The sequence below is a fragment of the Streptomyces sp. NPDC030814 genome, from assembly GCF_055572155.1.
Genome location: NZ_JBVIDX010000001.1, coordinates 599,905 through 625,167 on the forward strand (window position 1 = coordinate 599,905; position 25,263 = coordinate 625,167).

The 25,263-nt window shown below is 72.2% G+C and carries 17 protein-coding genes; 9 read left to right on the plus strand and 8 right to left on the minus strand.

Annotated elements, in window-relative coordinates; genetic code table 11:
• Window positions 1-121: 121 nt before the first annotated feature.
• Together ACZ43N_RS02495 and ACZ43N_RS02500 are read right to left on the minus strand one after the other, a co-directional pair.
• Entirely contained in the window at window positions 122-1,234 is a 1,113-nt protein-coding gene (locus ACZ43N_RS02495; protein WP_468094480.1) for a sensor histidine kinase, read from the minus strand.
• Between the two features lie 4 nt (window positions 1,235-1,238).
• Entirely contained in the window at window positions 1,239-1,958 is a 720-nt protein-coding gene (locus ACZ43N_RS02500; RefSeq protein WP_468094481.1) for a response regulator transcription factor, read from the minus strand.
• A gap of 564 nt (window positions 1,959-2,522) precedes the next feature.
• Here ACZ43N_RS02500 and ACZ43N_RS02505 point away from each other — a divergent pair.
• From ACZ43N_RS02505 to ACZ43N_RS02540, 8 genes are all read left to right on the plus strand, one after another.
• The gene (locus ACZ43N_RS02505; RefSeq protein WP_468094482.1) at window positions 2,523-3,236 is read left to right on the plus strand and encodes a glycosyltransferase family 2 protein; all 714 of its coding nucleotides are present in this window, start codon (window positions 2,523-2,525) and stop codon (window positions 3,234-3,236) included.
• The gene (locus tag ACZ43N_RS02510) at window positions 3,233-3,880 is read left to right on the plus strand and encodes a TIGR04282 family arsenosugar biosynthesis glycosyltransferase (RefSeq protein WP_468094483.1); all 648 of its coding nucleotides are present in this window, start codon (window positions 3,233-3,235) and stop codon (window positions 3,878-3,880) included. The genes ACZ43N_RS02505 and ACZ43N_RS02510 overlap by 4 nt, the downstream gene beginning before the upstream one ends.
• Window positions 3,877-4,695 (plus strand): class I SAM-dependent methyltransferase, encoded by an 819-nt coding sequence (locus ACZ43N_RS02515; protein ID WP_468094484.1) that lies wholly within the window; start codon window positions 3,877-3,879, stop codon window positions 4,693-4,695. The genes ACZ43N_RS02510 and ACZ43N_RS02515 overlap by 4 nt, the downstream gene beginning before the upstream one ends.
• Window positions 4,696-5,024: 329 nt before the next feature.
• A complete protein-coding gene (locus ACZ43N_RS02520) occupies window positions 5,025-6,707 on the plus strand; it encodes a glycoside hydrolase family 27 protein (protein WP_468094485.1) in 1,683 nt (560 codons plus the stop codon).
• A gap of 58 nt (window positions 6,708-6,765) precedes the next feature.
• Window positions 6,766-8,196, plus strand: a complete 1,431-nt coding sequence (locus tag ACZ43N_RS02525; protein ID WP_468094486.1) for a glycoside hydrolase family 43 protein — start codon at window positions 6,766-6,768, stop codon at window positions 8,194-8,196.
• 231 nt (window positions 8,197-8,427) lie between these two features.
• Window positions 8,428-9,321, plus strand: a complete 894-nt coding sequence (locus tag ACZ43N_RS02530) for an alpha/beta hydrolase (protein ID WP_468094487.1) — start codon at window positions 8,428-8,430, stop codon at window positions 9,319-9,321.
• Window positions 9,322-9,818: 497 nt separating this feature from the next.
• On the plus strand, window positions 9,819-10,301 hold the full coding sequence (locus ACZ43N_RS02535; protein ID WP_468094488.1) for an ATP-binding protein: 483 nt from the start codon (window positions 9,819-9,821) through the stop codon (window positions 10,299-10,301).
• Between the two features lie 686 nt (window positions 10,302-10,987).
• On the plus strand, window positions 10,988-12,463 hold the full coding sequence (locus tag ACZ43N_RS02540; RefSeq protein WP_468094489.1) for an FG-GAP and VCBS repeat-containing protein: 1,476 nt from the start codon (window positions 10,988-10,990) through the stop codon (window positions 12,461-12,463).
• A 29-nt stretch (window positions 12,464-12,492) separates the two neighbouring features.
• Here ACZ43N_RS02540 and ACZ43N_RS02545 read toward each other — a convergent pair whose 3' ends face one another.
• From ACZ43N_RS02545 to ACZ43N_RS02555, 3 genes are all read right to left on the minus strand, one after another.
• On the minus strand, window positions 12,493-12,621 hold the full coding sequence (locus ACZ43N_RS02545) for a hypothetical protein (protein ID WP_468094490.1): 129 nt from the start codon (window positions 12,619-12,621) through the stop codon (window positions 12,493-12,495).
• Between the two features lie 37 nt (window positions 12,622-12,658).
• Window positions 12,659-16,384: an nSTAND1 domain-containing NTPase gene (locus tag ACZ43N_RS02550; protein WP_468094491.1), complete on the minus strand. Its 3,726-nt coding sequence runs from the start codon at window positions 16,382-16,384 to the stop codon at window positions 12,659-12,661.
• A 327-nt stretch (window positions 16,385-16,711) separates the two neighbouring features.
• A complete protein-coding gene (locus ACZ43N_RS02555) occupies window positions 16,712-17,872 on the minus strand; it encodes a magnesium and cobalt transport protein CorA (protein WP_468094492.1) in 1,161 nt (386 codons plus the stop codon).
• 142 nt (window positions 17,873-18,014) lie between these two features.
• On the opposite strand from ACZ43N_RS02555, the gene ACZ43N_RS02560 reads away from it, so the two are divergent.
• Entirely contained in the window at window positions 18,015-19,148 is a 1,134-nt protein-coding gene (locus ACZ43N_RS02560) for a winged helix DNA-binding domain-containing protein (protein ID WP_468094493.1), read from the plus strand.
• 132 nt (window positions 19,149-19,280) lie between these two features.
• Here ACZ43N_RS02560 and ACZ43N_RS02565 read toward each other — a convergent pair whose 3' ends face one another.
• From ACZ43N_RS02565 to ACZ43N_RS02575, 3 genes are all read right to left on the minus strand, one after another.
• On the minus strand, window positions 19,281-20,078 hold the full coding sequence (locus ACZ43N_RS02565) for a S1 family serine peptidase (RefSeq protein ID WP_468094494.1): 798 nt from the start codon (window positions 20,076-20,078) through the stop codon (window positions 19,281-19,283).
• A 334-nt stretch (window positions 20,079-20,412) separates the two neighbouring features.
• The gene (locus ACZ43N_RS02570) at window positions 20,413-23,274 is read right to left on the minus strand and encodes a helix-turn-helix transcriptional regulator (protein WP_468094495.1); all 2,862 of its coding nucleotides are present in this window, start codon (window positions 23,272-23,274) and stop codon (window positions 20,413-20,415) included.
• A gap of 1,001 nt (window positions 23,275-24,275) precedes the next feature.
• Entirely contained in the window at window positions 24,276-25,109 is an 834-nt protein-coding gene (locus ACZ43N_RS02575; RefSeq protein ID WP_468094496.1) for a helix-turn-helix transcriptional regulator, read from the minus strand.
• Window positions 25,110-25,263 lie beyond the last annotated feature (154 nt).

Here is a 25,263-nt window from a genome sequence, read left to right on the forward strand (position 1 = left end):
GGAACGGCCGGGACCTGACGGGAACGGCCGGGACCTGACGGGAACGGCCGGGACCTGACGGGAACGGCCGGGAACGGCCCGGCCTCCCCGCCTCGCAAAGCTCTCCCTTCAACGGGCGGATTCAGCCGGCCGCGGGCAGATGGACCTCGAATCGGCAGCCGCCAGGCACGTTGGTCACAGCCGCACGGCCCCTGTGGGCTTCCACGATGCCGCGCACGATGGCCAGCCCCAGCCCGGCCCCCGCGGGAGGGGTGCGGGCGTCGGTGCCGCGCCAGCCGGTGTCGAAGACCCGGGGCAGGTCCTCCGGAGCGATGCCGCCGCAACCGTCCGTCACCGACAGCACGACACGGTCGGCCTCCTTGCGGGCGGAGATGGCGACGGTGCCGTCGGCGGGGGTGCGGCGGATGGCGTTCACGAGCAGGTTGGCCAGGACACGGGACATCTCGCGGCCGTCGACCTCGATCGGCACCTGCTCCACCCCGGCGCCCACCAGGCGCACCCCGTGCTCCCTGGCCAGGGCGTCGGCGCCCGCGATGGCGTCGCCGACCAGGTCGTAGACGGACATGCGGGTCGGGGTCAGGGCGAGGACACCGGCCTGGATCCGGGAGAGTTCGAAGAGGTCGCTGACCATGTCGCTCATTCGCTCGACCTCGGTGCGGATGCGGGTGTGGTAGACGCGGGGGTCGCCGACCATGCCGTCCTCCAGCGCCTCGGTCATCGCCTGCAGTCCGGCCAGCGGTGTGCGCAGATCGTGCGAGATCCAGGCCACCAGTTCGCGGCGGGATGCTTCCAGCGCCCTCTCCCGCTCCCGGGAAGCCGCCAGCTTGGCGCTGGTGGCGACCAACTGTCGGCTCAGCAGGGCCAGTTCGGCGGTGGGCGCGCTGACGGGCGGGGTGAAGCTCCCGTCGTCACCCAGGGCGCGGGTGGCCTCGGCCAGGGCCCGGCTGCCCATGACGACGCTCCGGCCCAGCAGGAGGGCGACGGAGAGAGAGGACACCGCCGCCATGGCGCACACCGTCGTCACGACCCACAGGTCGTGGTCCGACAGGAACATCGCCCAGGACACCAGCATCGTTCCGGCGAGCATCGCGGCGACGGTGACGGCCGCGACCACGGCCAGCGACAGCGCGACCGACCGGTGGCGCAGCAGCCGCAGCGCCGTCGCACCGGTCAGCCCGGCGGCTGCCGCGCCGACGGCCGCGTACAGGGCGATGAGCAGGGCGTCAGCGAACATCGCCTTACCCCCTCTCCTCGGTCGCTTCCGTAGGGGGAGGGTCGAAGCGGTAACCCACGCCCCACACGGTGCTGATCAGGCGGGGGCTGGCCGGGTCGTCCTCGACCTTCTCGCGCAGCCGCCGTACATGGACGGTCACCGTCGACAGGTCCCCGAACTCCCAGCCCCACACCTGGCGCATGAGTTCCTCCCGGCTCGTCGCCCGCCCGGGGTTGCGCAGGAAGAACTCCAGCAGATCGAACTCCCGGACGGTGAGAGCCAGTTCGACACCGCTGCGAGTGGCGCGTCGGCCGACGGGGTCCAGGGCGAGCGGGCCGTTGCGCAGCCAGGGCGCCGCCGGCTCGGTCCGGGCTGCCGCCGCCGCGCCGGTGCGGCGGAGCACGGACTCCACGCGCAGGACCAGTTCCCGGGGGCTGAACGGCTTGGTGACGTAGTCGTCCGCCCCGACCTCCAGACCGAGAACGCGGTCCTCCTCGTCGCCGCGCGCCGTCAGCATGATCACCGGCAGCGGTCCGCCCTGGCGGATCCGGCGGCACACCTCCAGCCCGTCCATGCCGGGCAGCATCAGGTCCAGTACCACCAAGTCGGGCGGCTGGGCGGCGGCCCGGGCCACGGCGGCGGGTCCGTCGGCGACCCTGTCGACGGCGAAGCCTGCCCGGTGCAGATACCCGGCGACGACCTCGGAGACGGTGGGGTCGTCGTCCACGACAAGTACGCGTTTCACACCCGCGAGTCTCGCACCGGCGTTCCGCCGCGCACCGGGGTGGTGGCGGACGTCACCGATCCGTAAGGAACGGCGACGTCAGAGGTTTGTGGGGGAGACGGCGTCCGAGGTCCGCGAGGGAGACGGCGTCCGAGGTCCGCAGGGGAGACGGCGTCCGAGGTTCGCGGGGAGACGGCGTCCGAGGTCCGCAGGGGAGACGACGTCAGAGGTCCGTGGGGGAGACGGCGTCCGAGGTCCGCGAGGGAGACGGCGTCCGAGGTCCGCAGGGGAGACGACGTCAGAGGTCCGCGAGGGAGACGACGTCAGAGGTCCGCGAGGGAGACGGCGTCCGAGGTCCGCAGGGGAGACGACGTCAGAGGTCCGTGGGGGAGACGACGTCAGAGGTCCGCGAGGGAGACGGCGTCCGAGGTCCGCAGGGGAGGCGGCGTCCGAGGTCCGCAGGGGAGACGACGTCCGAGATCCGTGAGGGGCACGGCGTCAGAGATCCGTGAGGGACGGCGACGTCAGAGATCCGTAAGAACACGAAATCCCTTATGCCCTTTTCGTGTTCGTAGGGTGAGTGGGGTGAACGAGACCTCCCCCTCTCCTGTGGACGTCGTGCTGCCGTGCCTCGACGAGGCTGACGCCCTGCCCTGGGTGCTGCACCGGATGCCGCCCACCTGGCGCGCGATCGTCGTCGACAACGGCTCCACCGACGGCTCACCGGACATCGCCCGCGACCTCGGCGCGTATGTGGTCCACGAGCCGCGCCGCGGCTTCGGCGCCGCTTGTCACGCCGGACTGGCCGCCGCCACGGCCGACGTCGTCTGCTTCAGCGACTGCGACGCTTCCCTCGACCCCCGGCATCTGCCGGTCGTCGCCGCCGGAGTCCTCGACGGCTCCGCCGACCTGGTGCTGGGCCGACGCCGGCCGACCACCCTCGGGGCCTGGCCGGTGCACGCCCGCCTGGCCAACCTGGAACTGGCCCGTCTGCTGCGCCGCCGCACGGGTCTGCGGCTGCGTGACCTGGGTCCGATGCGCGCAGGCCGTCGTGAGGCGTTGCTGGGTCTGGGGTTGAGCGACCGGCGCTCCGGCTACCCGCTGCAGATGGTGGTCCGCGCGGCCGACGCGGGCTGGCGGGTGCGCGAGACGGATGTGCCGTACCACCCGCGTACGGGTCGCTCGAAGGTCACCGGTACCTGGCGCGGCACGTGGCAGGCGGTCCACGACATGCGGGCCGTCCTCGCCGAGCGACCCGCTCCCCGCCCGGCCGGGCCGGCTGCCGGGAGTACGCGATGACCGCGATCACGGGGCCGGCCACACTGCTGGTCATCGCCAAGGCGCCCGTTCCCGGACGCGTCAAGACCCGGCTCACCCCGCCCTACACCCCGCACGAGGCGGCCGCCCTGGCCGAGGCGGCCCTCAGCGACACCCTCCACGCCGTGCTCCTGACTCCCGCGCGGCGCCGGATCCTCGTCCTCGACGGAGCCCCAGGTCCCTGGCTGCCACCGGGCTTCGACGTCATCCCCCAGGTTGCCGGAGGACTGGACGAGCGCATCGCGGGAGCCTTCTCCCACTGCGTCGACGGGCCCGCACTGCTGGTCGGCATGGACACGCCCCAGCTCACCCCCGATCTGCTGGCCGACATCGGCGGGGACGGTCACGACGCCTGGTTCGGCCCTGCCGCCGACGGCGGCTTCTGGGCCCTCGGCCTCGCCGACCCTTCCCGCGCCGGATCCCTCGTACGCGGCGTACCGATGTCCACCGACCGCACCGGAGCGATCCAGCGCCGCAGGCTCGCCGAGGCGGGGTTGACGGTCCGTGACCTGCCACTGCTGAGGGACGTCGACACCGCGGCCGACGCCGCCTCGGTGGCCGGCCTCTGTCCACCCGGTTCGAGTTTCGCCACCATCCTGGCCGCGCTCGCGGAGACCGCCCGGTGAGCGGCGCGGCAACCGGCACCGAGACCCCCGCCGCGGAGCGGACCGACCGGCGTGTGGGGGAGGCCCAGGTGCGGGCCGGGGTTGTGCGGCCTGACCGGCCGACGGCACCGGCGCACCCCGTGGACCGGTCGGGGCGGCCCGAGGGGCCGGGCGAGCCCTGGACGAACGACCCCTATGACCATGCCGTGCGCACCGGCCGGGGCCCGCTGTACCTGCGGCGCCTGGAACCCCACGTCCACGGGACGGCGCAGCTGATTCCGCTGGACGTGGAGCACTGGTGCGCCGCCCCCGACGCCGCCGACACCCGTGTGCTGCTGCGCTGCACGGGCCCGGTGCTGGACGTCGGCTGCGGACCCGGCCGCATGGTGGCCGCGCTGACCGCACGCGGCGTACCTGCCCTCGGTGTGGACGTCAGTCCGGCCGCCGTCACCCGGACCCGGCGCCACGGCGCAGCGGCCCTGCGGCGCTCCGTCTTCGACCGCCTGCCGAGAGAGGGCCGTTGGGGAACCGTCCTGCTGATGGACGGCAACGTCGGAATCGGCGGCGATCCGGTCACCCTGCTCGCCCGCCTGCGGGACCTCGTCCGCCCCGGTGGCCGACTGCTGGCCGAGGCGGCCGCCGACGATGTGAACGAGCGTCTCACCGTTCGCGTCGAGGATGCCCACGGTTGCCACGGCCGTCCCTTCCCCTGGGCCCGCGTCGGCACCGCCGGCCTCCTTCACGCCGCCGAAGCCACGGGATGGATCCTCACCGGCCGATGGGACGCGGACAGGCGTCCCTTCGTGGAACTCCACCGCCCGAACCGGCGGACGTAGGTGGTGTGGTCGCCGGTCGCGTGAGGGCAAGACACCTCGCATGATGCGTCATGTGCGTCGAAACATTCGGAACCGGTTGGGGCTGGTCCGTCGGAGTCCGTTGTCCGTATGTGGCAGATCGATCTGACCTTTTCGGGCCATCGATGGTGGATGGCGGAGTTCGGGGACCGGATGGTGTTGACATGTTCGGGCGTCTCTCTAGGATCCGTCACGCCCCAACTTTCCGAATGATGTTCGAAATTTCGCACCCCCCTTGGTGTGGACTGTCATGAACCTGACATGCAAGGTGCGTCCCACCACCCACGGCGCTCTCCCCGAAAGGAGCCCAGGTGCCCACGCGATCAGGCAGGCGGCTGCTCCAGGTCGTCGTCGCCGCCGCACTGACGCTCACCGCGTCAGTGACGGCCTCCGCTCACTCCACCGCCACCGCAACTGCCCCCGCCGCGGCGGCCCCCAGGTCCCCGGCCGCGCCCGGCAGCCCGGCGCTCACCCCGCCCTTGGGGTGGAACAGTTGGAACAGCTTCGGATGCGGGATCACCGAGGCGCAGGTTCGCCAGGCCGCCGACGCGATGGTGTCCTCGGGCATGCGGGAGGCCGGCTACCGGTACGTGGTGGTCGACGACTGCTGGTTCGATCCCCAGCGTGACGCGGCGGGCAACCTGCGGGCCAACGGGACGAAGTTCCCGAGCGGGATGAAGGCGCTCGGGGACTACATCCACAGCAAGGGCCTGAAGTTCGGCATCTACCAGGTGCCGGGCGAGCGTACCTGCGCGCAGACCACCGGCGCCTATCCCGGGTCGACGGGAAGCAGGGGCCACGAGGCCCAGGACGCCGCCACCTTCGCGTCGTGGGGCGTCGACTATCTCAAGTACGACTGGTGCTCCTCCAGCGGCACCCGTGACGAGCAGGTCGCGCGCTTCACGCTGATGCGTGACGCCCTGCGTGCCACGGGGCGCCCGATCGTCTACAGCATCAACCCCAACAGCTTCCACGCCATCACCGGCGCCACCTACAACTGGGGTGAGGTCGCCGATCTGTGGCGGACGACCGAGGACCTGCTCGACATCTGGCAGAACGGCAACACCAACAGCTATCCGATGGGCGTCGGCAACGTCCTGGACGTCACCGCGCCGCTGGCCGCGCAGTCGGGCCCGGGCCACTGGAACGACCCGGACATGCTGGTCGTCGGCCGTCCCGGTCTGTCCCTGACCGAGTCCCGCTCCCACTTCGCCCTGTGGGCACTGCTGGCGGCACCGCTCATGGCCGGCAACGACATCCGCACCATGTCCGCCGACGTGAGCGCGATCCTGCGCAACCCGCGTCTGCTGGCGGTGAACCAGGACCCGCTGGGCGCGGGCGGGCGCCGGGTGCGCGACGACGGCGGCACCGAGGTGTTCGCCAAGCCCCTGGCCGACGGGTCCGTCGCGGTGGGGCTGTTCAACCGGGGAGGGAGCACGGCGACGGTCACCACCACGGCCGCGCAAGTCGGCCTCACCGGCGGGCCGTTCACCCTCACCGACCTGTGGACCGGCGCCACGTCGAGCACCTCGGGACAGATCTCCGCGAGCGTACCCGCGCACGGCGTGGCCGTGTTCCGGGTGAGTGGTGGCACCCGGCAGGCCGCCACCACCTCGCGGCTGCGCGGCACCGCCTCCGGCCGCTGCCTGGACGTGGACAACGCCTCCACCACCGCCGGGTCCACGGTACTGATCTGGGACTGCCACACCGCCGCCAACCAGCTGTGGACCACCTGGGCCGACGGTGAGATCCGGGTCTACGGCGACAAGTGCCTGGACGCCTACAACCAGGGCACCACCAACGGCACCCGGGTGATCATCTGGGCCTGCAACGGCCAGAACAACCAGAAGTGGACCGTCGGTTCCGACGGATCGATCCGCAACGTCCGGGCCGGGCTGTGCCTCGACGTCAACGGGGCCGGCAGCACCAACGGGACCCCCCTGGTGCTGTGGAGCTGCAACGGACAGGCCGGCCAGAAGTGGAGCCGCACATGAGGGACCTCGCGCACCCACCAACAGTCCACGCGTCGAACGGCATCCCCCGGAGGGCACGGTGACCGAAGCGCGGCCGTCACCGGCCACCAGGACGGGGCTCCTCCGGGCGGTCGCGTGGACCGTGGGCCTGCTGCTGGCGTTCGCCGTCGTTCCCGCCGTGGTGCAGCCCCCGGCGGCCAGCGCCGACAACCCCGTCGTGCAGCACGTCTACACCGCCGACCCGGCTCCGCTGGTCCATGACGGACGGGTCTACCTCTACACGGGGCACGACGAGGACGGCTCCACCTACTTCACCATGAAGGACTGGCGGGTGTGGTCCTCGGCCGACATGGTCAACTGGACCGACCACGGCTCCCCGCTCAGCCTGGCCACCTTCAGCTGGGCGTCCGCCGACGCGTGGGCGGGACAGGCCGTGCAGCGAGGCGGCCGGTTCTACTGGTACGTGCCGGTGAAGAGCCGGGCGACCGGCCGGATGGCCATCGGCGTGGCGGTGTCGGACAGCCCGACCGGCCCGTTCCGGGACGCCCTCGGCCATCCGCTGGTGGAGAACGGCGAGATCGACCCGACCGTCTTCATCGACGACGACGGCCAGGCCTACTTGTACTGGGGCAACCCGAACCTGTGGTACGTCAAGCTGAACGCCGACATGACCTCGTACTCGGGCAGTCCCGTGCGGATCCCGCTCACCGCCGCCGGGTTCGGCACCCGCACCGGCGACCCCAACCGTCCCACGCTGTACGAGGAAGGCCCCTGGGTCTACAAACGGAACGGTCTGTACTACCTGGTGTTCGCGGCCAGATGCTGCTCGGAGTTCATCGCCTACTCCACGGCGCCCGGCCCGACGGGGCCCTGGACGTACCGCGGGACGGTCATGCCCACCCAGGGCGGCAGCTTCACCAACCACCCGGGCATCGTCGATTTCAAGGGCAACTCGTATTTCTTCTACCACAACGGCGCGCTCCCGGGCGGTGGTGGCTTCACCCGCTCGGTCGCGGTGGAGAGGTTCTCCTACCGGGCCGACGGCACCATCCCGACGATCACCATGACGAACGCGGGCGCCCCCCAGGTCGGCACGCTCAACCCGTATGTGCGGCAGGAGGCCGAGACGATCGCCTGGGGGTCGGGGATCGAAACCGAACCGGCCGCGGAAGGAGGCATGAACGTCGGCTGGATCGAGAACGGTGACCACATCAAGGTCAAGGGCGTGGCGTTCGGGTCGGGCGCCTCCTCGTTCACCGCGCGGGTGGCCTCGGGCAGCGGCGGCGGCACCGTGGAGCTGCGCCTCGGCTCCCCGAACGGGACGGTCGTGGGCCGGTGCGGTGTGCCGGGCACCGGGGGCTGGCAGACCTGGACGTCGGTGACCTGCCCGGTCGGCGGAGCCACGGGAACCCAGGACCTCTATCTGCGGTTCACCGGCGGCAGCGGCTACCTGCTCAACATCAACTGGTGGCGGTTCGGCACAGCAGCAGCCCTGACCGCACCGCGATAGCTCGCCGAGCAGTGTGTCGTCGTCCCCGCCGTCTACGGCCTCGCGTCACGCCGGCGTACTCGGCGCGTCGGAGCCGAAGCGGACCACCCCGGGAGGGCCGTGCTTCGTGGGCGGGGGCGTACGGGCGGGGCGCGGGCGGCAGGCCGCCCCGCACGTCCCTTGCGCGATGCGGGCCGAGCCCTCATTATCAGGAAACCTGTTAGTCAAACTTTGGAAGAAGTGGGCACGGTCATGGCGTTCAGCTCAACAGCCCAGGCCAGAGGCGTCCAGTTGTTGCTCGGCGGCATGATGGCCCGTGTGCACAAGGACCTGCGCTTCACCGATGTCCCCAAGCGCACGGAGGCACTCCGGGTGGAGACCGGTGCCGGGCCGGTGAACTGCACCGTCTACCACCCGTCGACCCCGAGCGGCTCCCCCGCTCCCGTCTACGTCAACTTCCACGGCGGCGGTTTCGTGGTCGGCCGCCCGGAGCAGGACGACCACATCTGCCGCTACATCGCCGCCACGGCCGGCTGTGTCGTCATCAACGTGGACTACGCCGTCGCCCCGCAGCGGCACTTCCCCGTCCCCGTCACCCAGGCCTACGACGTCACCGCGTGGGTCGCCGAGAACGGCCCTGCGGGCGGCTGGGACGGTGCACGCCTCGCGGTGGGCGGCCACAGCGCCGGAGCCAACCTGACCGCCGCGGTCTGCCGCCTGGCCCGGGACCGCGGCACGTTCTCGCCCCGCCTGCAGATCATCGACTCCGCGCCGCTCGACCAGGTCGCCGACCCGGCCACCAAGCAGTCCCTCATAGCCAAGCCGCTGCTCAGCCCTCAGCTCATGCGGATCTTCACCGCCGCCTACGTGCCGGACCCCGGCGACCGTGCGCATCCCCTCGCCTCTCCGGGGCTGGCCGACGACCTCGCCGGACTGCCGCCCGCCCTGGTCATCACCGCCGAGAACGACCGCCTGCGCAACGAGGGCGACGCCTACGCCAAGGCCCTGGAAGCCGCAGGCGTCCCGGTCACCCACCGCGTCTTCGAGGGCGTCGACCACTACTTCACCCACACCGGCCCCGTGCCGGCGGCGAAGGAGGCCATCGATCTGATGGCCACCGCCCTGCGCACCGCACTCGGCGACTGAAGCCGTCCTTCCCGCCGCGTCGCCCGTCCGGTTTGCGAGGTCGCCCCGCCCGGAGACCGCGCTGAGATCGATGGGAAGCCCGCTGCGCCGCGTGCACGGGGCGGGCGCGGCCATCGCGGTCGACACAGGAGCCGAGTGGCCCCGGGACCTGGCCGATCCCGAGGGAGAGCGGCCTCTCCCTGCCGGACCACGCCGAACTGCCCGCCCTCATCGAGCAGGCTGCCGCAGCCTGCCGGGCCTTCGTCGCCGACCGAGTGGCCGATGGCGACCCGTCTCCACCCAGGTGCTGTCCGCGCGTGGTGGTGGACGACGCCGGGACCGCATACAGCGATGGCTGGTGGCTCACCACGAGAGGCTCACCGTGGTCCTGCCGGTCTGACAGGCGGAGGTCACCGCTCGGCGCTCCCGGATCGCTGTGCTGAACGACACCCCGGTGGCATGCATGAGGCCGTCGCGGGTACTGGCGCGGTCAAGGGGGAGTGAGGACGACACGTGGGATGCCACATGCTGACGGTGACGGCTGTACCTGCACGGACGAGTACCTGATGCGCGCCGGCTACGCCCTGGACGGAAACGACGGCTGCATCGCCGACGCCCGCCACCATGCCGTCGCCTTCCTCGACCTGGCCGACGGCGATCACCACCTGCCGGTGACCGCACGGGCGAGGGATCTCACCCAGCTGGTGGTCAGCGAGCTGGTCACCAACGCCTGCAAGTACGCCACCGGCCCCGTCCTGATGGAGCTGCGCATCAACGTCCGCGCCGTCGACATCGTCGTGTGGGACAGCGATCCGACGGTGCCCGCGGCCCGGGCCGCCGATCCAGGCAGGATCGGCCAGCACGGCCTGGAGATCGTCAAGGCCGTCACCGAGGACCTGTTCATGGAGCAGGAGCCGGTCGGCAAGCGCATCACGGCCCGTATCACCCTCTCCGACACCCCCAGCGACACCGCGGGCAGCCGCAGCCGCAGCCCGGCGTGACGCTCAGGCGATCCGGCTCACGCCATCACGCCATGGCCCGGCTCCGTCTGCCCTGACAGCGCCAGGACCCCCGCGCCAGGCCGAGAGCCGCCCCAGGCAGGCCACCGACCGCGTGCCGTCAGCGGGACACCGGCCGGAGGACCGCACCGGTCCTACTCGGCAGCCGGACTCTGCGTACCGATCACCCCCAGCAACCCCAGCTTCTCGGCGTCCTCAGTGCCCGGCCGCCGCGCCGCCCACAAGCCGATCTTCGTCCCGGAGAGCCGGGGAAACGGGCTCCTCCGCCCTCGACCCCACCGCCTCCTCACGCCACCGGGCCGCGGCGCGCGGCACACGGACACCCGGAAACACCGTGAACCCGCTCACCGGGGTCGAGGACCGGACGACATCCGTGGGCGGGGTCATCACCACCGAGGGGGCCCCTCCACGGTCCTGGTGGCGGCGGAGGGCGTCTTCGTGTCACCGGATCCCGACCTGCCCGCGCACGGGTCCCCAGCCCGCCGGGCGCGTGACCTCCGGTCCCGGCTCGAACACAAGCGTCGGGGCGAAGAGGATCGCGCCCCGTTCCGCCCGCGTCCGCTTCACCCGGCCGTCATCGCACAACCATCCGCAGTTTCCGGGTGTCTTGAAGGTGAGTCACATCCGTGCGACGCGTCTCGATGTCGCTCGCGCTTCGAGGAGGAGCAGTGGGAATCCGCCGACCTGCCGTATCGACCGCCGTGGCCGCCGCCCTGATCGGGTCGTTCGGTGTGCCGATCGTCGCGGGCAGCGCGTCTGCGAAGGGCGGCGTCACCACCGTGCGCGAGGACTTCAACGGCGACGGCTTCCAGGACGTCGCCGTCGCCGCGCCCGGCGCGAACGTCGGCGGGCATGCCCGGGCCGGCTACATCGCGATCAGTTACGGCTCCGCGCAGGGTCTCGACCCCAAGCGCACCACGGTCATCACCCAGGACACCCCTGACGTGCCCGGCGCCTCCGGCGACAACCACGTCTTCGGCTACGCGATGATCTCCCGCGACCTGGACGGCGACGGCCTGACCGACCTGGCCGTGGTCGCCCGCGACTACCGGCCGGAGGACAACGTCAACGGATCGGTGACCGTCCTGTGGGGCCGGAAGGCCGGGATGTCCGGCGAGGGGGCCGTCCGTGTCGGCGCACCGGCGAACGCCCAGGTCGGCGACGACATCACCGCGGGTGACTTCGACGGCGACGGGCACACGGACCTGTTCATGGGCAACGGGGAGGAGTACGACTACCACGACGTCCTCTACGGCCCCTTCGGCCGCGACGGCGTCCCCGCCCGCGAGCAGCAGGTGCAGGTGTACAGCACCGACAACTCCATCAACGCCACCGCCGCGGGCGACTTCAACGGTGACGGCGTCGAGGATCTCGCGACCTTCTACGTCTACGAGAACCACGCCGAGGGCGGCAAGCTGTGGCTGGGCTCCAAGTCCGGCCTGTCCACCGTCCCGCAGCGGCTGAACTCCGCGGCCGGCACCGCCGTCGCCGACTTCGACCGGGACGGGTACGCCGACCTCGCCACCCGGATCTTCCCGAACGGCGACACCGAGGGCACCGAGGAGGACCCGGGCACCGTCAAGGTCCACTACGGTTCGCCGTCCGGACCCAGCCAGACCCGTACGCAGACGATCACCCAGAACACGGCGGGTGTGCCCGGCGCGAGCGAGAAGGGCGACCAGTTCGGCGGACGGCTGCACGCGGGCGACGTGAACGGCGACGGATACCCCGACCTGGCCGTCGGTGTCCCCGGCGAGGCGATCGGCTCCGAGGCCGGAGCCGGCGCCGTGGTGCTGCTCAAGGGCGGCAGGGGCGGGCTCACCGGCAAGGGTGCGCAGGCGTTCCACCAGGACACGACGGGAGTGCCGGGTGCCGCGGAGTCCGGTGACGTGTTCGGCGCGGCCTTGCGACTGCTCGACATGACGGGTGACGGGAAGGCGGACCTGGTCGCGGGCGCGCCGGGCGAGAACCTGGGAAGCGTCGTGAACGGCGGCGCGGTATGGCTGCTGCGCGGCGCGGCCACCGGCGTGACGGCCTCGAAGTCGGTCGCCCAGAACCCGAAGGACATCGGGGCGTCGACGGCGAAGGCGCTGTTCGGCGCGAACCTGAGCGGCGACAACGGTTCCGGAGTGGTCATCCCTTAGCTGGGGCAGCTGGGCCCGACGCGAAGGGCTCAGAGCCAGTCCCGGCGTTTGAAGATCACGTCCAGGCTCACACAGACCACCCCCACCAGGCCGATCACCAAGGGGTGTCCGAGGCTCCAGCCCACCTCCGGCATGTGCTGGAAGTCTTCCGTGGCCACGGCCTACGGCGGCCTCGGCTGGACGGCAGCACGACGGTCAGGGGCAGACTCGCCGGTACGGCCGGTCCGGAACGTAGGTGCGCCACTGCGCCCGGGTCAGCTCCGTGTTCCCGGTACGGGCGCAGACAAGGGATACCGCTCGCTCCGGATCCACCACGTACCGCTGGAGCGGGACGTGCTTGCCGCCCGCGTACAGCATGGTGCTGTCCGGGCTGAAGGCGAGGGTGTCGATGCTTCCACCGGGGGTGGGCAGAGAAGGACCGAGAGGTTGCTGGGTCGCGATGTCCCAGAGTTGGACGGTCCCCGCGTCGCCGCCCACGGCAAGCGTGCTGCCGTCCGGACTGAACGCGAGAGCCCTGATCGCCTCGGCTGAGTCGGAGGACGGATCGACGGGCGCCAGGAAGACGTTCCTCAGGATGCCCGCCCGGTGCCGGAGGTCGCCGTCCCAGACGGCCACCCGCCCTGTCCAGTCCCCCGCCGCCAGGCCGGAGCCGTCGGGAGCGAAGGCGATGGCTCCGATGCCGTCGTGCTGGACGAGGTCATGGACGTGGGACCGGCCTGCTCGGACTACGCGGTTGTCGGTCACGAGGAGCCCGCCGTCCGGGCTGACGGCCAGCTCACTGCCGGCCGGGCCGGGGAGGAGCGCCGTCCTCCGCTGCCGCGTGGTGTCCCATGTCTCGTTGACGAAGCCGTCTTCGGTCGAACGTACGGTGAGGAGTGTACGACCGCCCGGTCCCAGGGCGATCGCGTCCGTAGGCGTCGCGGACGCCGTCGCCAGGTCCACAGTGGTCTTCGCGTGTCCGGCGGCCACGTCCCACACCGTCAGACGCTGAGGCGCCGTGTCCCCGAGAGAGACGGAGACTCCGTACGCGAACATGCCTCCGTCGGGGCTGAAGGACATCAAGGGCTCGGTGATCTCCGCAGGGACCGTCCGTATGCCGTTGCGGAAGGCCGGAAGTGACGGGGTCGGCAGGGTTCGCAGGAGACGGCCGTCGCGCGTGTTCCGCAGCTGGAAGACGTAGCGTTCACCGACACGTTCGGCGGTGGCGAGCGTCCTGCCGTCGGGGCTGAGCCGGACCCCGGCGAGCGGACTCTTTCGCCAGGCGCGGTCGAGCGTCGTGGTGAGGTCGAGGGTGTGGACCGTGCCCCCTTCGAGGTACCGCAGCAGGGGCCGCGAGGAGTCCCAGGCGAGACCGGAGAGCGACTCGCTGGCCAAGGAGTGCCGGAAGACGGGGGCGCCACGGTTGGGCAGACGCCACACTCTGATCTCCTGGCCGCCGCCGGTCGCCAGAAACGAGCCGTCCGCGCTCACGACGGCCGAAAGGACCCCCGGGTGGGCGACGTCGGCGAGCTCTCGTCCCGACGTGGTGTCCCATACACGCACCCGGTCCCCGGTGAGAGTGAGGAGCCGGCCGCCGGTGAGACCGAGGAGGGTGCGGTCACCATCACAGACGCCGCGAGCGCTCGTCCAGGCACCGGACCGGACGCTGCGCGCGGAGGTGTCCCAGACCTGCGGGACCCGTCCGCGCGGGCAGACGGCCAGCAGCCGGTCGTCGGCCGCCGCGGCGGCGCGCTCCCCGCTGCCGGCCGACGGGGTCCGGAACACCAGATGGCCGTCGGTGACGGAGTAGAGCCCAGCCCGGTCGTCGAACATGCTCATTACCAGGTAATTGCGGCCACTCGCCCCGAAGCTCACGGTGTTCCCGAACGACAGGGGACCCCCGATCCAACGCCTCGTTCGGGTGTCCCACAGCCGCTGGGTCTGCTGGGCGGTCCGGATGACGAGCACCCGGCCGCCCGGACCCGCTCCGAGCACCGACCCGTGCGGTAGCGGCCCCGAGGCGAGACGGCGGTGGGTGCCCACATCCCACGCCCGCCAGGCGGTCTTGTCGCTGATGCTGAGCAGAGTGCGCCCGGAGACGTCGAGGAACCGCGCCGGTTCGTCACCGGGCGCCGGGTCGGTGAAGTTGTCCAGTTCGGGCTGGGCCAGCGCGCCCAGCAGGGCTCGGCGGGACTCCGGCAGCTCAGAGGTGCGCCATGCGGCGACGCCGAGCAGCATCGCGGTGCGCGGGTCGGTGGTACGCAGCGCGTCGGCGACCGCGGCCACCCGGCGGGCCGCCGTGTCGGTGGTCTGCTTCTCGCTGTCCTGACGCAGTCGCACGGCGGCCAGACCGACGACCAGGGCCACCGCCAGCACGGCGCAGAGCGAGGCCGTGAGTGTGCGGCTGCGGCGCCGGGCCCGGGCGGCGGCCCGCTCCTCCGCCGCCCGCTGCTGCGCCGCGGTGACCAGGAAGGCCCTCTCCTCGGACGTCAGACCGTCGTAGCCGCCGTCGTCCGCGAACAGCTCCTCGGCCCGCGCCAGGCGGGTGCCCCGGTAGAGCGTGCCCGGGTCGCGGTCATGCTCCTGCCAGGTGCGGGCGGCGTCGGTCAGCTGCCGGTGGAGGCGCAGCCGCTCCCGGTCAGCGTCGATCCACTCGCGCAACCGCGGCCAGCAGCTGATGAGTGCCTCGTGGGCGAGCTGCACCCCGTCGTCATCGGTGGTCAGCAACCGCGCCCGGGTCAGCCGGCCGACGACGGCGCGCACTTCGGGGTTCTCCCACCCGGCCATCTCCTCCCAGCTGAGCGGCCGGCGCGTGTCGGCGTTGCCCTGCCCGGGCTCGACCATCCGCAGAAGCAACTGCCGGGCAGCGCGCTCCTGCGCGGGTGAGAGTTCCCCGTAGACCTCCTCGGCGCTGGCCGCGATCGCGCCGCGCACCCCGCCGGCCGCCTCGTACGCGGTCAGGGTCAGCATCCGTCCCTTGCGCCGCCGCCAGGTCTCCAACAGAGCGTGGGAGAGCATCGGCAGCCCGCCGGGCTCGTCGAGAACGTCCGCCACGATCCGCGCCGTCAGAGTCCGCTCCACGATGAGCCCCGCCGCCTGCGCGGGACCGACCACCGCCTCGCGCAGCTCGTCCGCGGTCATGGGACCGACCAGGAGCCCACTCCCGTGCAGCGCCTCCGCCAGCCGCGGGTGCTCGGCGCACCGCGCATAGAAGTCCGACCGTACGGCGATGAGCACCCGCAGTCGGCTTGCCGGATCACGCGCGGCGAGCAGAAGGTCGAGGAAGCGGTCCCGCTCGGCTGGCTCACGGCAGAGGGTGAAGACCTCCTCGAACTGATCCACCACCACCCAGCACTCCGGATCGTCGGCTTCCGGCGTCAGCAGACGTCCGTAGGTGGCGGCGGGCCGGTCTCCCGGAGTGAGGATGCGAAGGACGGCCGTACGCCCCTGCTGCGCGATCTTCTCCCGCAGCAGCGGGATCAATCCGGCCCGCAGCAAGGAGGATTTGCCGCTGCCGGACGCCCCGAACACCACGGTGAACGGGGACCCGGACGCCAGCTCGCCCAGCTTGTCGATCAGTCGGTCCCGGCCGAAGTACAGCTCACGGTCGTCCGGCTCGAAGCGCGCGAGGCCACGGTAGGGCGGGGCGGCGCCGGCATCCTCCTGCCTCTCCTCCCCGGCCAGGGCCTCGGCCTCCGCCCACCGTGCCTCCCACGCAGCGGGGTCGGCGCCGCACGCCTGGACGTACGCCTGGAGCACGGCCAACGACGGCAGTCGCTCACCGCTCGCCGCTTTGGCCAGCGTCGTCACCGAGAAACCGGCCTTCTTCGCCATGGCCCGGTACGACACGCCACCCGCCGAACGGCGCAGCTCCCGAAGATCATGGGCGAGTCGCTGCACCGGACCTGCCGCCGGATCGACCGGTAGTTCAGGACGCCCCATCGGCGAAGCCTCTTTCGCACACAAGAAAAAGCTGATCAGCAGGACAAGGTACTTTTCGCTTCCCGCGGGCGAAAACTCTTCCGACTGTGAGGTTGACGGCGTCCTTGGTGTCCTTGCGCTTCGCCGGGGCGGGGGTACCCGGTGGGGGAGAGGATGGCGCCTCGCGGCAGTGAGGCTTCTCGGAGGCCATGCCTGCGATCGCTGAGGCCGCCCGTCACGGGGTGCGTTGCCTTCTCCCCAGACTCTCCCCAGCGGCCTCGCGGGGTGTCTTCCGAGGCTGCGTTCGGGGGCTGCGCCCCTCAGGGTAGCCGCCCTCACGGCGACTCCTCAGAGCCAGTCCCGCCGCTTGAAGATGACGTACAAACTGGTACATACGATCCCCATCAAGGCGATCGCGAAGGGGTATCCGAACACCCAGTGCAGCTCCGGCATGTGCTGGAAGTTCATCCCGTAGACCGTCCCGACCAGCGTCGGGGCGAACAGAATGGCCGCCCACGAGGAGATCTTCTTGATCTCCTCGTTCTGTTCGAAGCCCGCCTCCGCCAGGGCCCGCATCTCGGCGTTCTGCTGCTGGGTCACCAGCGTCGCGTTCACCGTGAGGATGTCCGTGAGGGCCTGGCGGAAGCCGTCGACGCGTTCGCTGGTGTGGGTGACGTGGTCGGCGACGTCGCGGAGGTAGCTCTGGAGCTCGTCGTCCGTCTCGTACTTGGTGAAACCGGCCATGAGGCCGTGGAGCATGCCGACCAGGGGGCGGGTGGCGCGCTGGAACTCGACGACCTCGCGGGAGAGTTCGTAGATACGGCGGGAGACCTCGGGGTCGCCGCGGAACACCTCGGTCTCGATCTCGTCGATGTCGTTCTGCACTCCGGCGACGACGGGCGCGTAGTCGTCCACCACCGCGTCGAGGATGGCGTACAGCACCGCCTCCGGGCCCAGCTTCAGCAGTTCCGGTGTCTCCTCCATGCGTCGGCGGACCGCCGAGAGGTCCGGCGCCGCGCCGTGGCGGACCGTGATGACGAAGTCGGGGCCCACGAACACGTGCAGCTCGCCGAAGTCGACCTCCTCCGGGGCGTCGAGATAGCGGGCCGCGCGCAGGACCACGAACAGGGTGTCGCCGTAGCGCTCCAGCTTGGGCCGCTGATGGGCCTCCATCGCGTCCTCGACGGCGAGCGGATGCAGGTCGAACTCCGTCGCCAGCGACAGCAGTTCACCCTCTGTGGGGCGGGCCAGGCCGATCCATGCCATGCCCGACGGCGCCTCCCGCAGCTCGCGGTAGGTGTCGGCGAGCGTCGCGGGCGCGGAGACGCGTACACCGTCCTCGTACAGGACCGCCTGCACGACACTGGCCCGATCCGGCTGCTCCGGACCCGCCGGCTCGGGGCGGGGCGCCGGCGGCCGGGTCGCCGGAGCGGAGGGCGGGGTCAGGGCGCGGCGCCAGACGGACCTCCTGGCGCTCTTCGAGGCTGGGCGGGCACGTCGTTCGGCCATCGGTTCGCCTCCCGAGTCGCACATCTGTCTGTGTGATCTTCGAGCAGGATATCCGGGGCAAACCACGTGAGGGCTCCGGGAACCCCGAGCGCGCAGGGCGTCGCGGACAGAGGCTGTCCGCAAGGGCCGTTAGCGTTCCCCCATGACGAAGAAGGCGACCTCGACCGCACCCCTGCTCGGCGTCCGCGCCCTCAACCGGGCCACCCTCGCCCGGCAACTGCTGCTGCACCGTTCGCCGGTGGCCGAGCTGTCGGTGAGCGGCGCCGTGGAGCATCTCCTCGGGCTCCAGGCGCAGAACGTCAGACCGCCGTACTACGCGCTCGCCGCCCGCCTGGAAGGCTTCGCCCCCGAGCAGCTGTCGACGCTCATGGAGGAGCGAGCCGTCGTACGGATCGTCACCATGCGGTCCACCATCCACACCCACACCGCCGAGGACTGCCTCACCCTTCGGCCTCTCGTCCAGGCCGCCCGCGAACGGGAGCTGCACCAGTTCCGCAAGGGCCTCGTCGGCGTCGACCTCGACCGGCTCGCCGCCCTCGCACGGGAGTTGGTGGAGGACGAGCCGCGCACCCTCAAGCAGCTGCGCGAGGCGCTGCTCGTCGAGTGGCCCGACGCCGATCCGTTCGCCCTCGGCATCGCCGCGCGGTGCCGGCTGCCGCTCGTACAGGTCACCCCGCGTGGCCTGTGGGGCCGTAGCGGCCAGGTCGCGCTGACCACCGCCGAGCACTGGCTGGGCCGCCCCGCCGAACCCGCCCCGGCGCCCGAGACCGTCGTACGCCGCTATCTCGCCGCCTTCGGGCCTGCCTCCGTCAAGGACATGCAGACCTGGGCCGGACTGACCCGACTGCGCGAGGCGTTCGAGCGGCTGCGCCCGGAGCTGCTCACCTTCCGCGACGAGAACGGCGTCGAACTGTTCGACCTCCCCGACGCGCCCCGTCCCGACCCGGAGACCCCGGCCCCGGCCCGCCTGCTGCCCGAGTTCGACAACCTGCTCCTCTCCCACGCGGACCGCTCCCGCGTCGTACCGCCCGACCTCAAGGGCCGTAGCTGGCAGGGGAATCAGGCGTACCGCACCTTCCTCGTCGACGGGTTCCTGGCGGGGATCTGGAAGTTCGACGGGCCCGCCCTCGTCCTGGAGCCGTTCGGCCGCCTCACCGCGGAGCAGCGGGCCGTCCTCGTGGCGGAGGCCGAGCGCACCCTCAGGACGCTGCCCGGCGAAGGCGACGACTCCGGCGACGGCCCGTACGACATCCGCTTCGGCACGGTCGCCGGCTGACTCGACCGGGTCGGCCGCCGCGGCGGACGTCAATGGAGAGGGGGCGCTGCGAACCGCTCGTGGCAGGTTCGCAACGCCCCCTGCTTGCACCTGAGGACGTACCTCAGGAGTTCGCGGGCCGGCCTTCCCCGATCACGAGTTGACCTGCGCGGCCACCGTGCTGGAGAAGGTGGTCAGCCGGGTGTAGATACCGGGGTACTGCGCGTCGGCGCAGCCGTTGCCCCAGGAAGTGATGCCTGCCAGGACGCCCCCGGTGATCAGGGGACCGCCGCTGTCGCCCTGGCAGGTGTCCACGCCGCCGGACGTGTAACCGGCGCACACCATGTCGCTCGCAATGAATGCGGAGCCGTAGGAACTGGAGCTGCCACAGACCGAGTTGGCCACGGTGGGCACGGTCGCGGTGCGCAGCTGGTTGGAGGAGGAGCCGCCCGAGGAGGTGGTGCCCCAGCCGAGGATGCGGGCGGTGGTGCCGGCCGCGTACACGCCGGTCTGCGACGAGGTGACGTACGAGATCGGGGTGTACGGCATCGACGACGACAGGGTGAGCACGGCCACGTCGCTGCCGTTCTCGGCGGACGTGTAGTTCGGGTGGATCCATATGCGGCTGACGGACCGGACGGTGCCGTCCGTGCCGTTGCGGTAGGTGCGGCCGCCGACGACACGGGTGTTGCTGGTCGTTCTGCCGTCGACACAGTGGGCCGCGGTGATCACCTTGGTCGCGGACACCAGGGTGCCGCCGCAGAACTGGCTCTGCGAGGCGTTGGTGATCTGCATGACGTACGGGTACGCGCTCGCGGTGGTGGTCGTACCGCCGACGATGGGCTGGGGAGCCGCGACGGCGCCGGGGGCGGCCAGGAGCGCGGCCGCGGAGGCGGCGGCGGTCGCCGCGGCGGCGACGATCGTCTTCCTGGCACGGATGAACCCGAACATGGTTCTCCTCATGGGGGGAGTTGCCGGTGGGGGACGCGCGGGTGGGGGGTGGTGCACAGGGGCCTGCGGTACCGCCCCCGCTCGGGGGAGCCGAGCGGGGGCGGTGGGCCGGTCTGTGTGCCCTGGCGTGCGGCACGGCTCAAAACGTATGACTCCCTGTGATCGGCCCCCAATGGGGGATCCCCCTAAGGGAGTTGGGGAGGGAAAACCCTCGATGACCCGGCCCCGGGTTTGAGCCTAGGCTGGGGCCGCAAGGGCAGGGCCGCGTCCCAGTCGACGCGGAGCCTTCGCACACCGGTCCCCTGGGAGGGGGCGTACGCCGGTCCCGGGGAGGTCAGTTCGTACGGTGTCCCGCCGCAAGTCGCACGATGTCGACACGCGACCGGATCCCCAGCTTCCGGTAGACCCGCGTGAGCGTCGCCTCGACCGTCTTCACGCTGATGTACAACTTGCCGGCGATCTCCCGGTTGGTGGCGCCCTCCATCACCAGCTCGGCGACCTGCCGTTCGGTCGCCGCGAGCCCGGCGAGGGCGTCCAGCGCCGAAGGGGCGATCGCGGGCTGCGGCACGGGCGCCGGGGTGACCGCGGCCCGCTCCACCTGACGCAGCCACGGCAGGGCACGGCAGCGGCGGAACAACCGGGACGCCTCGTCGTACGCGGCCGGGCCGGGCGCAGGGGTCACCCCAGCGCGCGGAGGAACACCGAGTGCCTGGGGCATCACGCGCAGACAGGCCAGGGCATACGCGGCCCGCGCCTCCTCCAGCCCGCAGCCCAGCTTCGCCAGCCGGTCCTGGGCCGAGGTCAACTGCCGTACGGCGGCGTCGTGTTCACCGCGTGCCGCGCGCACGAGGGCCTCGGCGCGGTCGAGGGCCGCGAGGATGCTCTCGCGGCCCAGCCTCATCGCCCGCTGCCGGGTGACGTCGATGACGTCCTGCGCCTCGGTGATCTCCCCGACCCGCACCAGCGCCTCGGCGAGATCGGCCTGCCAGCGGCCACGGGCGGGATCGGTGACCCCGAGGCCCTCCTCCAACTCCCGTACCCGGCGCAGCGACTGCACGGTGCCCGCCGCGTCGCCGGCCACCAACTGGGCGTGGCCGAGAGCGCCCAGGGCACGCGAGAGATACATCAGGTCGCCGTCCTGCTCGGCGTGCTCGGCGGCCTCCCGGGCGAGAGCCTGGGCCCGCTCCACATCGCCGCCCGCGGCCTCCGCGAGGGAGGTGAGCATGGCGGAGGCGCCCTCGCCGATACCGGAGTCCCGGGCGAGCCCGTAGCCCTCACGGGCGAGGTCGAGGGCCCGGCCGCAGTGTCCGGTGCGCAGTTCGATCTCGGCGAGGAAGCGCACGTAGTGCACCTCGCTCTCGACCATGCCGCGACGCCGTACCTCGCGCAGCAGCGCGGTGGCCGTGGCCCGGGCGTCGCCGAACTGGTCGCTCATCATCAGCCAGCGGAAGCGGGTCGCGCCCGCCCCGTTGTGGTGACAGGCCAGCTGCGGGTCCTGCGGCTCCTTCAACGCCTTCTTGATCGTCGCGGGCGCGTCCGGGTGCCCCATCAACGTCTCGACCTGCGCCTGGTGGGCGAGCGCGAGCAGCTCGGTGCGGCGGTCCCCGGCCTTCGCGGCGAGTTCCGCGGAGCGCGCGGCCTCCTCGCGGCCCGCCGCGAAGTCGCCGTCGATGACCAGCGCGCGCCAGGCCAGCTGGTAGTGGACCAGGGCGAGCAGTCGGGGGTCGTCGCCCGCGTCCGCGAGGGCCTGCGGGTAGACGGCGTCGACCTCGGCGATCGACTGCCCGGCCGCCTCGATCACCACCATCCAGGCACGGACGCGCTCGGCGGGCTCGGTGGCCCGGCTCAGCACCTCGCGGGCGATGTCCCGGGCGAGGTCGTTCTCGCCGGCGGTCAGCGCGTCCTCGGCGGCCTGGAGCCGCCGCTCGTCCGGGGAGGGCGTCGCGTCGGCCGGGGTGTGCCGGGCCGCGAGCAGGCCCAGCTCGGCGGCGACGGAGGGCGCGCCCCGGTCCCGGGCCACCGCGGCGGCCTCGCCGAGCCGGGCGGCGACCTGCGGATCGGCGCCGGTGGTGGACAGGGCGAGATGCCGGGCCCGCTCGATGGGGTCGACGGCGGCGGTGGACAGCGCGGCGTGGGCGGCCCGCCGCTCCTGGGCGGTGGCCTCCGCGTACAGCGCGGCCGACACCAGGGGATGCGCGAAGCGCACGCCGGGGCTCTCCCGCTCCGGTGCCAGCAGGCCGAGCTCGACGGCCCGCGCGGTCTCCGCCTCGGCGTTCTCCCGTCCGGCGGCGCGCAGCAGGGCCAGGGTGGGCCGGGCACCGGCGCTGGCCACGAGCAGGGTGCGGCGGGCCTCCGCGGACAGCATGTCCAGCCGGTTCAGCACCAGGGTCCGCAGCGAGGTCGGCACCGGCAGCGGCTCGCCCGGGCGGGGCGGGGTGGGGCTGTCGGCGAGGGCGCGGCCCAGCTCCAGCGCGAACAGGGGGTTGCCGCCGCTGGTGCGGTGGATGTCCCGCACGGTGGAGCGGGGCAGACCGGTGTAACCGCGGTTCTCCAGCAGCTCGGCGACATGCGCTCTGGACAGCGGATTGACTCTGAGGGCCAGGGTGTCCGGCGGGGACGCGCGTAGATACCTGTCCTGCTCGTGGCCATGGGGGTCCGTCGAGGTGCGGACGGCGCACAGCATGCGGACCGGCATCTCACCGAGGCGGCGGGCGGCGAATCCGAGCAGTTCGACGCTGGCCGGATCCAGCCACTGGAGGTCGTCAGCGACGATCAGGACGGGGCCCTTGGCGGCCAGGGCGCGCAGGGTCGACAGCACCGCGAGGCGCAGGGCCAGGCCGTCACGCTGGAGGGTGGACTCACCACGGCCGGTGAGCGCGGATTCGAGGGCGGTGCGCTGAGGGGCGGGCAGCTGGTCGGAGACCTCGTCCACGACCAGGCCCAGCAGGTCGGTCAGGGCGAGGAACGGCAGGTGGGACTCGGACTCGGTGGCCGAGCAGCGCAGGACGGTGCGGGCCGTCGTGTCGTATTCAGCGGCCAGCGCGCGCAGGACGGTCGATTTACCGATACCGGCGGAGCCGTGCACGAGCACGCTGCCGCCGCGCGCGAGCTGCTCCCGCGCCGTGGTGAACAGCTCCTCCCTGCCTATGACCAGGTCGGGGCGGGGTCTCCCAGGCTCCTTGAAGTCCCGATGCACGGGCCACCGCTCCCCTCTGTGTCGTGTCCGGGCCAATATTAGGCAACCAGTCCTTGAATTTCGGAACGCAGCGTGGTGAGGGAAATAACAGGAAGGGTACGGCATAAGGAATTTCACACGCCCGAAACATGAATCCCCGCCCACGCCCGTCCCGTCCCCGACCCTCGGCCGAGCTGGCCGCCCCGGTGGTGTCTCACCTCCCGCCCTCCGCGCGGCAGCCGACCCGGCGCCGAGTCCCGTCGCCGTCCCACACGGCCACCCACGCCCATGGTCCCTCGCCACGCGTCCGTTGTCCGAGGCTGCGGCCCCACCGGCCTCGCCCGGGCCCCGGCATCGCAGGCTGGCTGCCGCCAGGTAATGGCCGCCCCCCTGCCGCGTGCCACGGCCGCCTGCCGACAACCGCCTGAGCCTGCCGCCATGGCCGTCGCTGCCGGTCGCGAGCCGCTGCGGTCGGCCGCTCGACACGCAGCGCGTGCCACCTTTCACGGCCCGGGACTGTCACCTGTGCCGGCCCCCCACAGGCCGCGAGCCCCGTCGCCCCTCTCGGGCGATGCAGCCGATGGGTGGCCGACCCTCCAAGCGGGCCTCCTGCCGTCTGCGCCCCCGCCCCCCTGTCGGCCGGCGGCTCCACCCCCTGTGGAGGCTGAGCGACTCTGCCTCCTGCCGCCTGGCGGCTTCGGAGGCGGGCGACGTGGGGTGCTGTGATTCGGGGGTTCGGCGCGTCGGCCCTAGTCGGGGGTGGGCGGCGTGGGGTGCTGTGATTCGGGGGTTCGGCGCGTCGGCCCCGGTCGGGGGTGGGCGGTGTGGGGTGCTGTGATTCGGGGGTTCGGCGCGTCGGCCCTGGTCGGGGGTGGGCGGTGTGGGGTGCTGTGGTTCGGGGGTTCGGCGCGTCGGCCCCGGTCGGGGGTGGGCGGTGTGGGGTGCTGTGATTCGGGGGTTCGGCGCGTCGGCCCCGGCCGGAGGCCGGCGATTCGGGAGTGCCGCCCTGCGTCGGCGGAGCCCTACGGCAGGAGTCCCGCTCGGCGGGCGGCCACCACTGCCTCCAGGCGCGTGTGGGCCTCCAGTTTTCGCATCGCGGAGCGAAGGTAGCCCTTGACGGTTTCGGGGCGCAGGCCGAGGCGGTCGGCGGCGATGGCGTTGGTCGCGCCGAGGGCGACGCAGGAGAGGATGTCCAGCTCGCGGGGGGTGAGGGCGACCCGTGGGCCGGCGGGCGGGGCGGGCGAGTCCGGGCCGGGGGCGTCGACGGCCGCGGCGCCTGCCAGGCGGCCGCAGACCTGGAGCAGCTCCTCCCGCAGCTCGGGGTCGTCGATGCGCGGAGCCAGCGCGCGCAGCGCCACATGCGCCTCTCTGACCTCCTCCCACGCAGCCGGCGACCCGTCCTCCGGCGGTCGCGCCGCCGCCAGCAGGTGCCGGACCTCGTCCCGCACCACCAGCGCCTGCTCCATGTCCCGCGCCGCCTCCAGCGCCGCCCCGACCGTACGGTCGCCCAGCGGATGGGCCGTGCGCAGGGCGCCGTACAGCACACCCCGCACCCGGCGCCGTACGACGACGGGGACGGCGAGCACCGAGCGGATGCCCTCGGCGGCGACGGCGGCGTCGTACTCGTGGCTGATCTGCCGCGACGAGGAGTAGTCGGTCACCCAGCAGGGGCGGGCCAGCGCCACCGCCTTGCCGCCGAGCCCGTTCCCGGAGTGCACGGACAGCCCGCTGAGCGAGGTCGTCCGGTTGCCCTGGAGTTCGCTGATGCGCAGTTGCCCGACCCCCGGCTCGACCAGCCCGGCGAAGGCCAGCGGCAGCCCGGTGGCCTGCCGCAACCGGTTCAGCGCGCCGCGCATGTCCGTCCTGCCGGATGAAGCAGTATCGACGGAACTGAAGGGATCCACTGCCACGAACTCGCCCTTTCCGCGCGGCGCACCCCCGTTCGGGGGTAGTGAGACGCGTATCACGCATTACACGATGTCAGGCGACGGTCCGGCAATGAGGAGGACA

Coding starts and splice junctions, on each gene's coding strand:
- ACZ43N_RS02495 (WP_468094480.1), bottom strand. CDS start 1,234: ATGTTCGCTGACGCCCTGCTCATCGCCCTGTACGCGGCCGTCGGCGCG.
- ACZ43N_RS02510 (WP_468094483.1), top strand. CDS start 3,233: ATGACCGCGATCACGGGGCCGGCCACACTGCTGGTCATCGCCAAGGCG.
- ACZ43N_RS02530 (WP_468094487.1), top strand. CDS start 8,428: ATGGCGTTCAGCTCAACAGCCCAGGCCAGAGGCGTCCAGTTGTTGCTC.
- ACZ43N_RS02535 (WP_468094488.1), top strand. CDS start 9,819: ATGCCACATGCTGACGGTGACGGCTGTACCTGCACGGACGAGTACCTG.
- ACZ43N_RS02550 (WP_468094491.1), bottom strand. CDS start 16,384: ATGGGGCGTCCTGAACTACCGGTCGATCCGGCGGCAGGTCCGGTGCAG.
- ACZ43N_RS02555 (WP_468094492.1), bottom strand. CDS start 17,872: ATGGCCGAACGACGTGCCCGCCCAGCCTCGAAGAGCGCCAGGAGGTCC.
- ACZ43N_RS02560 (WP_468094493.1), top strand. CDS start 18,015: ATGACGAAGAAGGCGACCTCGACCGCACCCCTGCTCGGCGTCCGCGCC.
- ACZ43N_RS02565 (WP_468094494.1), bottom strand. CDS start 20,078: ATGTTCGGGTTCATCCGTGCCAGGAAGACGATCGTCGCCGCCGCGGCG.
- ACZ43N_RS02575 (WP_468094496.1), bottom strand. CDS start 25,109: ATGCGCGGCGCGCTGAACCGGTTGCGGCAGGCCACCGGGCTGCCGCTG.